The 12,258-nt window shown below is 48.1% G+C and carries 12 protein-coding genes and 2 pseudogenes; 11 read left to right on the top strand and 3 right to left on the bottom strand.

Annotated elements, in window-relative coordinates; translation table 11 throughout:
• Positions 1-138: pseudogene (locus tag MMY81_RS35945) on the bottom strand (molybdate ABC transporter substrate-binding protein); the annotation flags it as partial.
• A 15-nt stretch (positions 139-153) separates the two neighbouring features.
• The gene (locus tag MMY81_RS27840; protein ID WP_252315359.1) at positions 154-351 is read right to left on the bottom strand and encodes a hypothetical protein; all 198 of its coding nucleotides are present in this window, start codon (positions 349-351) and stop codon (positions 154-156) included.
• Positions 352-584: 233 nt separating this feature from the next.
• On the opposite strand from MMY81_RS27840, the gene MMY81_RS27835 reads away from it, so the two are divergent.
• The 9 genes from MMY81_RS27835 to MMY81_RS27795 all read left to right on the top strand — a co-directional run bounded on the left by MMY81_RS27835 (position 585) and on the right by MMY81_RS27795 (position 10,016).
• Positions 585-1,205, top strand: a complete 621-nt coding sequence (locus tag MMY81_RS27835; RefSeq protein ID WP_252315358.1) for a GAF domain-containing protein — start codon at positions 585-587, stop codon at positions 1,203-1,205.
• Complete coding sequence (locus tag MMY81_RS27830; RefSeq protein ID WP_252315357.1) at positions 1,127-2,413, top strand: sigma-54 interaction domain-containing protein; 1,287 nt, start codon at positions 1,127-1,129, stop codon at positions 2,411-2,413. Before MMY81_RS27835 ends, MMY81_RS27830 begins: the two co-directional genes overlap by 79 nt.
• Before the next feature lie 181 nt (positions 2,414-2,594).
• Positions 2,595-3,605 (top strand): thiamine pyrophosphate-dependent dehydrogenase E1 component subunit alpha, encoded by a 1,011-nt coding sequence (locus tag MMY81_RS27825; RefSeq protein WP_252315356.1) that lies wholly within the window; start codon positions 2,595-2,597, stop codon positions 3,603-3,605.
• Positions 3,606-3,607: 2 nt separating this feature from the next.
• Entirely contained in the window at positions 3,608-4,642 is a 1,035-nt protein-coding gene (locus tag MMY81_RS27820; protein WP_252315355.1) for an alpha-ketoacid dehydrogenase subunit beta, read from the top strand.
• A gap of 35 nt (positions 4,643-4,677) precedes the next feature.
• A complete protein-coding gene (locus MMY81_RS27815) occupies positions 4,678-5,916 on the top strand; it encodes a dihydrolipoamide acetyltransferase family protein (protein ID WP_252315354.1) in 1,239 nt (412 codons plus the stop codon).
• An 11-nt stretch (positions 5,917-5,927) separates the two neighbouring features.
• Positions 5,928-7,322 carry a dihydrolipoyl dehydrogenase gene (gene lpdA / locus MMY81_RS27810; RefSeq protein ID WP_252315353.1) on the top strand — a complete coding sequence of 465 codons (1,395 nt, stop codon included), beginning with the start codon at positions 5,928-5,930 and terminating at the stop codon, positions 7,320-7,322.
• A 179-nt stretch (positions 7,323-7,501) separates the two neighbouring features.
• The gene (locus MMY81_RS27805; protein ID WP_252315352.1) at positions 7,502-8,062 is read left to right on the top strand and encodes a hypothetical protein; all 561 of its coding nucleotides are present in this window, start codon (positions 7,502-7,504) and stop codon (positions 8,060-8,062) included.
• 32 nt (positions 8,063-8,094) lie between these two features.
• Positions 8,095-8,832 carry a hypothetical protein gene (locus MMY81_RS27800; RefSeq protein WP_252315351.1) on the top strand — a complete coding sequence of 246 codons (738 nt, stop codon included), beginning with the start codon at positions 8,095-8,097 and terminating at the stop codon, positions 8,830-8,832.
• A 128-nt stretch (positions 8,833-8,960) separates the two neighbouring features.
• On the top strand, positions 8,961-10,016 hold the full coding sequence (locus MMY81_RS27795) for a tartrate dehydrogenase (RefSeq protein WP_252315350.1): 1,056 nt from the start codon (positions 8,961-8,963) through the stop codon (positions 10,014-10,016).
• A 51-nt stretch (positions 10,017-10,067) separates the two neighbouring features.
• Here the strand turns inward: MMY81_RS27795 and MMY81_RS27790 are convergent, their stop codons facing one another.
• Positions 10,068-10,745, bottom strand: coding sequence for a GntR family transcriptional regulator (locus tag MMY81_RS27790; RefSeq protein WP_252315349.1), 678 nt, complete (start codon positions 10,743-10,745; stop codon positions 10,068-10,070).
• A gap of 204 nt (positions 10,746-10,949) precedes the next feature.
• Between MMY81_RS27790 and MMY81_RS27785 the strand changes: the two are divergent.
• Positions 10,950-11,926, top strand: a pseudogene (locus MMY81_RS27785) (hemolysin family protein); the annotation flags it as partial.
• A complete protein-coding gene (locus MMY81_RS34660) occupies positions 11,912-12,172 on the top strand; it encodes a transporter associated domain-containing protein (protein WP_308215513.1) in 261 nt (86 codons plus the stop codon). The pseudogene MMY81_RS27785 and the gene MMY81_RS34660, both read left to right, overlap by 15 nt.
• Positions 12,173-12,258 lie beyond the last annotated feature (86 nt).

The following is a 12,258-nucleotide window of genomic DNA, read 5'->3' as shown; positions in this document are numbered from 1 at the left end:
TAAATCAATGGATTCAGAAACAGATTCGTCTTGTTCCAGAAGTTCCATGTCGGAAATATCCGCTGATAAAAATATATCGGCGGGAGCTCCTTGGCTGATCTGCTGGCGGAGCTGCCCGGATGATCCATAATTAATGACTAATTCTACATTTTCCTATTCTTCGTACGTTAATTTAAGCTCTTCGAGAGCATCTGTAAGACTGGCCGCAGCCATGATAGAAATATCTGCACGCTCAGCTTCGCTTTGTCCACTGCCCGGAGAATCTATGCCGGGACTGCATCCTGCCAGAGCGGCGGCGGTCAGGGGGAAAAGTACGATAATGAAATGTTTTATGAATGTATAAAATGCCACGGTTTTCCTCCTCTAGATATAATCAGTTACAGCTAATTATATCTAGTTATACTTATATGTGAAATGCTTTTCTGTTCAGTTGGAATCGGAACATAAAACCTTCCTATCATATGTAAGCGTTATCATATATACTTAAAGATAGAGATAATCCGACAGGGCGGTCCTATTCACATACTCCTATCATACAGACGACTAAGCAGGCCTTTGATTAAATAAAAATTGAGGTGAGCTTCATGATGGCTGGTCAGGTAACAAAAGAGCAGTGGAAGCAGTTCGTGCAGGAAGGATCGCTGGATACGTCCAGAATCAGCAGGCGAATTGCGGCTTCCTGGTATCAATGCCGGAAGAGCGGTGTGGATCCTTACAACGGAAAAGGGGTTCTGCGTCTGGAAAATGAAGATCTTCAGAAGAAACGCGAGGAGAATAAGCGCCTGATTGAGATTGCAGTGCCTTTTATGCAAAAGCTGGCACAGATGTATGCACAGTCTAATATGATTATTCTGCTGATTGACAGGGACGGATATGTGTTAAAGCTGGTGGGACAGGACAGAGCAAAAGCGCTTGCGACCCACATTAATTTTACAGAAGGGGTGAAGTGGACGGAAAAAGAAGTTGGCACAAATGCGATCGGGACGGCGCTTGCGACGGAAGAGGCGATTACGGTGAACGGCCCGGAGCACTTTTCCCTGGCCTCGCAAAGCTGGGGGTGTTCAGCTTCCCCGATCCGCGACGAGATGGGGGAGGTGCTTGGGTTCTTGATATTTCCAGTCCATTTATGCCCGGCTATCACGAGCATCTGCTTGGTACGGTTGTTTCAGCTGCGTTTGCGATCGAACACAAATGGCAGCAGTTGATCAAAGAAGAAGAAATTGTTCTCATGCATTATGCACTCGAACATCTCGGAAAACAGGAGACATCCTTTCTTGTGGCGGACCGCAGGGGCCGTATTGTATATCTTTCTCCGGAAGCTAAAAAGAACCTGAGCGTATCTCCGGGTGACTCCACGAAGGTACTGCCTTTCTCTATGAACAGGAGGCCGGTGTATTCGATCGATGGCGGACAGGAGATTGGAAGCTTTATAACAGTCCCGGTGAAAGAGCCGGAACGATATGGCACAGGCTGGACGCAGACCTTTGCTTTTCGTGGTGCAGCAGGTTCAAGCAGCGCATTCAGACACGTGCTTATAAAAGCAGAAAAAGCCTCCCGGACCAACGTTACGGTGCATATTTCAGGAGAAACGGGAACCGGAAAAGAAGTCATGGCCCGGTCCATACATGAAAGCCATGCCGGGCCGAGTGCTCCGTTTATTGCCATTAACTGCGGAGCCGTTCCGGCCAATCTGCTGGAGAGTGAACTGTTCGGTTATGCGCCTGGATCGTTTACGGGCGCGAAAAAAGAAGGGGCGCCCGGAAAGATTATGCAGGCGGATGGAGGCACGCTGTTTCTGGATGAAATCGGTGAAGTGCCTGCTGCGATGCAGGTGGCACTGCTTCGGGTGCTGCAGGAAAAAGAAGTCACGCCGGTCGGAGGAGACAAGACGAGGCGCGTCCATTTCCGGCTGATCACTGCATCAAACCGATCGCTCGGCGAACAGGTACAGAACGGCACCTTTCGGGAGGATTTGTATTACCGGATTTATGTATACGCAATTCACCTGCCGCCGCTTCGCCGGCGCCGGGAGGATATTCCTGCTCTCGTACACTACTATTTTCATCAGAACGGACGTCCGTTTACGTGGACGGAGGAAGCGATTCAGGTGCTGCAGCGACAGGAGTGGAAGGGGAACATCCGTGAGCTTTTCAACGTGCTCGAAGGTTTGTATGTAGAGTTTCAGGAAGAAACGCCAGCTCCTCATCAGATTGAAGCCTACATGCAGCAGATTTCATCTGAACACGAGGAAGCACCGCCTGCTCCATCACTCTCTGTCCGGGAACAGATGGAAAAGGACTATCTGGAAAAGGCGCTTCGCCAGCATGGGGGAAAAGCTTCTCTGGCTGCGGAGCAGCTTGGCATTCCCCGAAGCTCCTTTTATCGAAAACTAGCGAAGTATAAACTTTCTTAAAAGACAGAGTGGGACGAAATGAGACAAATTGGGATATATCCCGGTTTGTCTCATTTTTGTATAAAGAAAAATAATAAAACGCCTTATTTGTAAGCGTTATCATTTTGGCATGGATATTGCAATATAACGTAGTAGAACGGCCGGCTTCCGGCATTATTTACTCAGAAGGAGGTTAACGAGAATGGGAGTATCGGAAATTCAAAAGCAGTCCCTCACGTCAGAAAAAGCAAAATGGATGTATCAGAAGATGGCGGAGATCCGCAGGTTTGAAGACCAGGTCCATGAAACGTTCAGCACAGGTGTACTGCCGGGATTTGTTCACTTGTATGCGGGAGAAGAAGCGGTGGCCGTAGGAGTATGCGCGCATCTCGATGATAAGGACAGTATTACAAGCACGCACCGGGGCCACGGCCACTGTATCGCTAAAGGGTGTGACCTGAAAGGGATGATGGCTGAGATTTACGGCAAGTCTACCGGACTCTGTAAAGGAAAAGGCGGATCGATGCATATCGCTGACGTCAGTAAGGGCATGCTTGGAGCAAACGGGATTGTAGGAGGTGGTTTCCCTCTCGCAACCGGAGCAGGGCTGTCTGCCAAGCTCCGCAAAACCGGCGGAGTAGCGGTGTGTTTCTTTGGCGACGGAGCCAATAACCACGGCACCTTCCACGAAGGCATTAATATGGCGGCGATTTGGAAGCTTCCGGTTATCTTTGTAGCCGAAAACAACGGCTATGCCGAAGCAACTCCGTTTGAATATGCGTCCAGCTGTGAATCGATTGCCGATCGGGCAGCCTCATACGGAATCCCGGGTGAAACGGTGGACGGAAAAGACACGATGGCGGTATATGAAGCAGCGGAGCGCGCTGTCGAACGGGCGAGAAATGGAGAAGGCCCGACATTAATTGAGTGCAAAACGTACCGGAACTACGGTCACTTTGAAGGAGACGCTCAGAAATACAAAACAAATGAAGAGCGCGATGAGCACTTAAAGGAACTGGATGCGATTATCCGCTTCCGTCAGCATGTACTGACTACAGACATGGCTTCAGAAGATGAGCTCCATTCTATTGATGAAAGTGTCAGAAAAGAAATAGAAGATGCCGTGGAATTTGCAGAGAAAAGTCCAATGCCGGAAGCAGACCAGCTGACGACAGACGTGTATGTAGATTACCAGCCAGGCGGGGAGGAATAAAAATGGCAAGAAAAATATCTTTTTCAGACGCAGTTAATGAGGCGATGGCCATTACGATGCGAAACGATGAACTTGTCATTCTGCTCGGAGAGGACGTAGCGGGTGGAGCGAATGTAGACCATCTGCAGGATGAGGAAGCATGGGGAGGCGTCATGGGCGTAACCCAGGGACTTGTCCAGGAATTTGGCCGGGACCGTGTTCTTGATACACCGATCGCAGAAGCGGGCTATGTAGGAGCGGCTGTGAGTGCCGCGGCTACCGGTATGAGGCCGATCGCCGAGCTGATGTTTAACGATTTTATCGGCAGCTGCCTCGATGAAGTGATGAATCAGGGTGCAAAGCTGCGCTACATGTTTGGCGGGCACGCGAAAATCCCTCTCGTTATCCGGACGATGCACGGAGCCGGTTTCCGGGCGGCGGCTCAGCACTCGCAGAGCCTGTATGGCATGTTTACAGCCATTCCAGGATTGAAAGTGGTTGTACCGTCAACGCCGGCTGATGCCAAAGGACTTTTAATCTCCGCAATTGAAGACGATGACATTGTGATCTTTTTTGAAGACAAAACGCTCTACAACGTAAAAGGAGAAGTGCCCGAGGGTCATTACAAAATTCCGATCGGCAAGGCGGATATTAAGCGGGAAGGCAGCGATGTGACGATTGTTGCTATCGGAAAGCAGGTGCAGACGGCACTTGATGCAGCGGATAAACTGGCGGAAAAAGGCATTCAGGCCGAAATTGTAGATCCCCGCAGCCTGTCACCGCTTGATGAAGATACGATTTTAAAATCGGTTCAAAAAACGAGCCGTCTCATTATTGTGGATGAGGCAAATCCGCGCTGCAACGCTGCAACGGATATTTCAGCCATGGTAGCGGATAAAGGCTTTGATTTCCTCGATGCCCCGATAAAAATGGTAACCGCGCCGCACAGTCCGGTTCCGTTTTCTCCATCGCTCGAAGACCTGTATCTGCCGTCGCCGGAGAAGATTATTCAAGTGGTCGCTGAACTGATTGATGACGAATCAATTGTGGCAAGCTGATAAATCCAAGAACAGGCTGAAGGAGAGTGAGACGCATGGCACAGGAAGTGGTGATGCCTAAATTTGGAATGAGCATGGAGGAAGGTACAATTGTAGAATGGCTCGTGAAACAAGACGATAAAGTCAAAAAAGGGGATCCCCTCGTTACGATCAGCTCTGACAAAATCACAAACGACCTGGAAGCTCCGGCTGACGGAGTTATTATAGAAGTGATTGCGGATGTGGATGACACCCTGGCAGTAGGGAAGACGCTTGCCTATATTGGGGAAAAAGGAGAAAAGCCCCAGCCGGGAGCCGAAACAGACAGCAACGCACCGGAAGCCAAAGAAGAGGAGCCTGCTTCTGCGGAGGTAAAAGATGCGCCGAAGACAAATGGGCGCTCCGCGTCGGATTCCAGAAATATCAAAATTTCACCGGCCGCCAAAAAGCTGGCAAAATCAAAAAACATTCCGCTTGAAGCGCTCACGGGAACAGGCCCGCAGGGACGAATCACGAAGCAGGATGTAGAAAACTATGCTGAGCCAGCTACGGAGAAGCCGGCGTCGCAGACAGATATCGTTCCTTACGCTGGTATAGAAGAAGCAGTGACGAAAACACCGGTACGAGGCATGCGAAAAGCGATTGCGGACAATATGTATCAAAGCCTGCAGCAAAGCGCGCAGCTGACTTTAATGAAAAAAGCAGACGTCACCGACCTGCTCCACGTGCAGAAGCAGGCCAAACAGAGCCTGGAGACAAGCGGAGAGACCGTGCCGCTGACGCTGACTGCTTTTATTGCAAAAGCAGTGGTAAAAAGCCTGCTGGCTCATTCCGGTATGAACAGTGCGTATATAGAAGACGCGATTCACACGTATCCGCACGTTCATTTAGGTATTGCCGCATCGCTGGAAAATGGCCTGGTCGTACCGGTAGTGTTCCACGCTGAGCGGCAAACAGTGCTGGGACTAGCGGAGAGCATTCAAACCCTGGCAGAAAAAGCGCGCGAAGGCCAGCTTGACACGCATGAAATGTCGGGATCCACGTTTACGATTACAAACCTGGGAGCAACAGGTATCGAGTATTTTACACCGATTCTGAACCCTCCGGAAGCCGGCATTCTAGGCATTGGCTCGCTCCAGGAAGAAGTGGTCATGGTGGAAGGAAAGCCCGTGGCACGAAGATTTCTGCCGCTCAGCTTAACCTTTGACCACCGTACTATTGACGGCGATCCGGCAAGCCGGTTTTTAAAGGATGTCGCATCAGCACTGGAGCATCCGTATCAGATGCTGCTGTAGGAGGTGGTCTGATGAAGGAGAATCAGACAGAACTTCTTATTCTTGGTGCGGGCCCCGGGGGATATGTGGCAGCGATCCGCGCCGCCCAAAAAGGCAGGGAGGTGACGATCGTTGATAAGGGGGAGCTTGGCGGCACATGTTTAAATGTGGGCTGTATTCCTTCGAAGGCGTTAATCGAAGCCGGGCACTACGCAGCAACTCCCGTCCGCGCGGCGCCGGCCGGCATTCATTTCCCGGAGCCGGAGATTAATTTTCAACAGCTGCAGCAGTGGAAATCAGGTATTGTGCAACAGCTTACCGGAGGCGTGAAAGGACTGCTGCAGGCAGCGGGAGTAACTATTGTAAAAGGAGAAGCGGCTTTCGTTGATCCGAACCGAGTGAAAGTGGCGGGGAAAGAGGAGCAGGAAATCACATTCTCTTACTGTATTGTGGCGACCGGCTCCTCTCCTGTTGAAATTCCGGCATTTCCGTTTAATGAACGAACGCTCTCATCGACAGAGGCGCTTGCTTTAACCAAAAAGCCGAAGTCGATAACGGTGATCGGCGGAGGTTATATCGGCATCGAGCTTGGAACGATGTTTGCGAATTTCGGTACGGAAGTGACCATTATCGAAGGACTGTCCGCTATTCTGCCGGGGTTTCCGGGTTCCATGTCCGGGCTTGCTGCGAAGGAGCTGAAAGCACGTTCGAATGTAGCAGTATATACCAATACAAAGGTAACAAAGGTAGAGACGGGCGGTCAGTCGGCTTACGTTACGTATGAAAAAGACGGTCGAACGGAAACGAAAGAAAGTGAGTATGTGCTTATTACAGTGGGGAGAAAGCCAAATACAGAGAAACTGGGGCTGGAAAAGGCGGGCATTCAAACAGATGATAAAGGCTTTATTGCAGTAAGCCCGTCCTGCCGCACGGATGTATCCCATATTTTTGCGATCGGTGACATCACCCCCGGTCCTGCTTTGGCCCACCGCGCGTCGATGCAGGGGAAACTAGTAAGTGAGGCGCTGGAAGGGCAGGATGGAGACAGCACCGACTTCGTTATTCCAGCTGTTGTCTTTTCCGATCCGCCGCTCGCAACCGTCGGTTTATCGAAAGAATCGGCAGAAAAAGAAGGGTATGACGTGAGCGGTGAAAGCTTCCCGATGAGTCATAACGGCCGTGCATTGACGTTAAATGCAGCATCCGGCATGGTGACGCTGATTACGGATGCTGCAGATGGAACGATATTAGGGGCAGAAGCATCCGGTGAAGGCGCTCCGGAGCTGATTAATGAGCTAGCCGTCTGTATTCAATCAGGCTTAACCGCCGAAGATGTATCCCTTGTCGTTCACGCGCATCCGACGCTTGGAGAAAGTGTCATGGAAGCAGCGGAAAAAATAATAGGTACGCCGATTCATCAATTATAAAAACAGGAGAGCTTCGGTTCTCCTGCTTTTTAATGTGGAAAATCATCGAAAAAGTATCAATTCGCCAATAACGATTTACATTTTTGTTATACTAATAAAGACTTTCTCTGCCCACAGGACTTGGCGGCGTACTGTTTTTTTCTTATACTATGTATCATAGAAGGGAGTTAAGGATAACGATGACCTCAATAAATCTACTTGTACTTGTGATCAGTCTGGGAGCCGCCGTTTTTGCATGGCTTCAGGCAAATACAGCCAAAAAACAGGCACAGGCCGCTTTAGAGCAGGTTACTATTGCCCAGGATCACATAGAATATGTAAAAAAGAACTATGAGCAGGAAGAAAATCGACTCCAGGACGAAATTAACAATCAGCATAAAGCCTTTTTCACGATCGAGAAAGTGATCAAAGGGGCACGTCAGGAAATTGTTATTACGAATATCGGCAACGGGGAAGCAAGAATTACGGAAATTCTGTTTGATGGTGCCGACTATACCGAACACCGCTCTTACGAAGGCAGCAACTGGAGAAAAGGCGTGATTAAAGGCAACGGGGCGAACCTCGTTATTACACTGATCCCGAGCAAATTTCACCGTTTAAATGAAATTGAAGTATTCTGGACCGACGAAGTCGGCGAAGACAGCACTCATAGCTTATTTAATACATTAGGCGTGCCCGGAAAGGGACGTCTTTTTTATCAGATGGGAAAGCCGGCCGCGCATGATATAATAGTAAAATGAATGGATACATATGAACAGGGGGAACAACATATATGATATTTGCAGCTATTGAAGGCAGCCGCGGGATTATTTCCGGGGGAACAGGGAGCATTACGTCCCTTCCCGTACCCACAGGAAGTGCCAACTTTTTTGACTTACTCGTCATTATTATGACGCCGATTCTGCTCTTCACTCTTGCCATTGCCCTCCGCCGTATGCTTAAAGACAAGCTGAACCGAAACTACGCCGTATTCCTCGGTATGATTGCTATGGAGTGGCTGCTTGCTTCTATTGTACTCAACATTATTTATGGGAGCCTGCTGTACCGCAATGCTGGTCTGTATCTGTTTGAATTGTTCGGAGGCGGCTTTTTAACAAGCCTTTTGAATATTATTGCGTACGGGGCGCTGTACCAAATAATGCTCAGCTCCATCATTACAGCCAAGCGTAAAATTGAAGAGCATTCCGGTGCCAAAACGCTTCATTTAATGGATATGCTGATTCTGTCCTCGCGGGACCGCACTGACTTATCCCGGGCAGTCCGCGACGACATAGCCCATCAACTGTCCGCCAACAGCAAACTGAAAAAAGAACACCAGTATTATTTAAAGCGGGCGATGGCGATTTACAATGAAGACCTGTCGACGTCCATGAGCACACGGTCCGGCCGTATCGAGATGGAGCGCTACACGATGCAGAACGAAGAAATTTCCCATCCGATGAGCTACGTGTCCGCGATTTATAATATTATGCGGCAGCAGTTCCGTCCCAGCCGTCCGGCCCGCCGCTAAAAGTCAGGAGTCTTCTCTTTATAAAAGGGGAGGCTCTTTTTTACAGCAGAAATGGAGGCGTTTACAAATAGAAGCGGATGCGATATGATGACAAAAAGTCGACGGTCGACGGAAATGAGGGCGAATAGATGAGAACATTAAAAATAGCAAGTATTCCTGGTGATGGGATTGGAAAAGAAGTTGTACCCGCAGCAGAGGAAGTTGTTCAGGCTGCAGTGCAGGCCTCCGGAGAAGTGGAGATTGAATTCACGCAGTTTCCATGGAGCTGTGAATATTACTTAGAGCATGGAAAAATGATGCCCGATGACGGTCTGGAGACATTAAAAGAATTCGATGCTGTGTTTCTTGGAGCTGTAGGAAACCCGGAGCTGGTAGCTGATCATGTTTCTTTATGGGGACTCTTAATCAATATCCGCCGTAATTTCGAACAGGTGCTTAACATGAGGCCGGCGAAAACGTTTAAAGGATTGCAGTCAAAGCTTGCCAATCCCAATGATTTTGATATTATGGTCGTTCGTGAAAACAGCGAAGGGGAATACAGCGAAGTCGGAGGCCGTATTTATCAAGGGAAAGATGAGATAGCTATTCAAAGCGCAGTGTTTTCGAGAAAAGCGACGGAGCGGGCTGTGCGGCATGCGTTTAAACTGGCCTCAGAGCGCGGGAAAAAAGTAACGAGCGCAACAAAATCCAATGGAATCATTCATTCCATGCCTTTCTGGGATGAAATCTTTGAAGAGGTAGCATTGGAATATCCGGATTTCAAAACAGATTCCCAGCATATTGATGCGCTGGCTGCGTTTTTTGTTACAGCCCCGGAACGGTTTGATGTCATTGTGGCGAGTAACCTGTTCGGTGATATCTTAACCGACATTGGGGCAGCTATTATGGGCAGCGTCGGTATTGCCCCGGCTGCGAACATTAATATGAATGGAAAATATCCTTCTATGTTTGAGCCTGTACACGGCTCCGCACCTGATATTGTCGGCAAAGAGCTTGCTAATCCCATCGGTCAGATCTGGACGGCCAAAATGATGCTTGATCACCTCGGCGAAGAAAAAATAGCTGATCGTTTACTTGAAGTGATTGAAGGCGTTATTGAAGACGGCATCATGACCCGTGATATTGGCGGAACCTCTACAACAACAGAGGTAAAAGACGAAATTATCCGCCGCCTTCAAGCATAATACAGACAAAAGCCCGGCATCCCAGCCGGGCTTTTATTTTGTCTAACGCGCTTATACAATAAGTGCTTTCGCCTGCAGCTGTTCTTTCAAATAGCTCAGGTCGTGCTCCAGGTGATCCGTCATGGCTTTTGCGGCAGCTTCTTTATTACCATCTTTGATTTCCCGGTATATGGCTGCATGCTCGGCTTCTATCGTTAAGGCTCTTTCAGTACCGGTAAAATTATAAGTGCGGAACAGATATATTAACGAGCGAAGTTCACCAATATGTTTTTTAAGGCGGTTGTTTCTGCTGAAGAGAATGATATGATTATGAAAGGATTCGTTCAGCTCGATAATCTCACGGGCCGGGGCTTCCCGGTGTACAGCCTGTTTTGTTTCGTCAAGCACCCGTCCGAGCTGTTCGGTTTCATCTGCCCCTGCTGCATCTATCATCAAGCGCACGGCAAACGATTCCAAAGCCTGTCTGCACTGATAAATTTCTTCTGCATCCTGAAACGTAGGCTGATACACCATTACTTTAGCTTTCTCATCGGAAACGATAAGTCCTTCCCGTTCAAGCACCCGGATGGCTTCACGGATCGGACTTCGGCTTACCCCGAAATCCTTCGCCAGCTGCGTTTCATTAATGCGCTCACCGGGGATAAGCGTGCCTTCCAGTATCATGGCTCTAAGAGAATGGTAAAACTGCTCGTAATAAGGAATGGGCTTTTGAATGACCGGTTGTTTCACGTGAAACAAGCTCCTTTCGCTCGCTGCAGTATAGCTTCAGCTGTTCTTTTTTCAAGTATAGCATGTTTAAAAAGGGCGCCGAATGAAAAAAACGATAAGGATATACAGCAGGCATTAAGGGTAAGTATAATAAACATAGGATTTATCTGCACACTTAATAAACTAACGATTATGTCATTGCACATAGCCAAGGAGGAACCCCCAGTGATCGTTGCGATCATCATCTTATTATTCGTATCTTTTTTCTTTTCCGGAAGTGAAACAGCACTGACGGCAACAAACAAAATGAAGCTTCAGACAAAAGCGGAAAACGGAGACAAAAAAAGCAGGAAGGCTGCTTGATCTGTTATCGCGACCCAGTGAATTTATTACAACCATTTTAATTGGTAATAACATAGCAAATATTCTGCTGCCGACGCTCGTTACGGCACTTGCGATTCAATATGGCGTAAGTATTGGTATTGCATCAGCTATTCTTACTGTTATTATTATTATCTTTTCCGAAGTGATTCCAAAAATCTGTCGCAGCAACATTTGCAGATCGAATTTCACTTTTGGTTTATCCAATTATCCGATTTTTTGTCATCATATTTAAGCCGATTACGATTGTTCTTAATAAATTAACAGGGGCTATAACAAGGTTCTGGCCAAAGGAGAGGTACAGGAAGCATCGGTGTCAAAGGAAGAGTTCAGGACGATGGTTGACATTGCCGGCTCCGAAGGAACGTTCGATGAGGCCGAATCCCACGTATTAAAGGATGCTTGATTTCTATAACCTGAATGTAAAAGACGTGCTGAAAAACGCCTCGCGTAGAGATGGAAGCCTTACCGCTCAGCTCTACTTTCGAAGAAGTGAGGGATATTGTTATCGCTAAGCCGTATACAAGATACCCGGTGTACGATAATGATATTGATGATATTGTTCAGTATTTCATTCCAAATATTTAATTTCCTGGGCGATGGAATCAGAAAAGCCGCTGGAAGCCTTTAGTTCACCCGATCCGCTGATTGTTTATGAATTCCATAAAATTGAATGGGTGTTCCGCCGCATGACGAAAGAAAAGAAACATATGGCTATCGTTCTGGATGAATACGGCGGCACCGAAGGGATTCTGACGCATGAGGACATTATTGAAGCGATGATCGGTCTGGAAATCGAAGACGAAATGGATCTCGAAGAGGGAGCAAGTATTAAGAAAGTCTCTGATTTCGAGGTGATCTGCGATGGGAAAGTAACATTGCGACGTCTGAACTCTACATTTAATACGAAGATTCCAGAAGAAGAGGATGTGCTTGCAGGATATCTGCTCAAAGAGCATAACGGCTTCCCGGAAGAAGGGGAAATGCTGGAACGCGATCAGCTGGCGTTTGAAATACTGGAAACCAAAGGAAGAACTATTAGTAAAGTACGCATCAAAAAATTGTAAAAATATCCAGCGCTGTCCAGCAGGACGGCGTTTTTTTCGTTCTATGAAAGTTCCTGTATAATATTTACAGAGAAAGAGGGAAATTG

It is taken from the genome of Sinobaca sp. H24, assembly GCF_023845525.1.
This window is presented reverse-complemented; position numbering and strand designations above follow the sequence as displayed.

What these genes read in the sequence shown, in the direction of transcription:
- MMY81_RS27800 (WP_252315351.1), top strand. Translation starts at nt 8,095, where the DNA reads ATGATATTTGCAGCTATTGAAGGCAGCCGCGGGATTATTTCCGGGGGA.
- MMY81_RS27805 (WP_252315352.1), top strand. Translation starts at nt 7,502, where the DNA reads ATGACCTCAATAAATCTACTTGTACTTGTGATCAGTCTGGGAGCCGCC.
- MMY81_RS34660 (WP_308215513.1), top strand. Translation starts at nt 11,912, where the DNA reads ATGGATCTCGAAGAGGGAGCAAGTATTAAGAAAGTCTCTGATTTCGAG.
- MMY81_RS27820 (WP_252315355.1), top strand. Translation starts at nt 3,608, where the DNA reads ATGGCAAGAAAAATATCTTTTTCAGACGCAGTTAATGAGGCGATGGCC.
- MMY81_RS27815 (WP_252315354.1), top strand. Translation starts at nt 4,678, where the DNA reads ATGGCACAGGAAGTGGTGATGCCTAAATTTGGAATGAGCATGGAGGAA.
- MMY81_RS27830 (WP_252315357.1), top strand. Translation starts at nt 1,127, where the DNA reads ATGCCCGGCTATCACGAGCATCTGCTTGGTACGGTTGTTTCAGCTGCG.
- MMY81_RS27795 (WP_252315350.1), top strand. Translation starts at nt 8,961, where the DNA reads ATGAGAACATTAAAAATAGCAAGTATTCCTGGTGATGGGATTGGAAAA.
- lpdA (WP_252315353.1), top strand. Translation starts at nt 5,928, where the DNA reads ATGAAGGAGAATCAGACAGAACTTCTTATTCTTGGTGCGGGCCCCGGG.
- MMY81_RS27825 (WP_252315356.1), top strand. Translation starts at nt 2,595, where the DNA reads ATGGGAGTATCGGAAATTCAAAAGCAGTCCCTCACGTCAGAAAAAGCA.
- MMY81_RS27835 (WP_252315358.1), top strand. Translation starts at nt 585, where the DNA reads ATGATGGCTGGTCAGGTAACAAAAGAGCAGTGGAAGCAGTTCGTGCAG.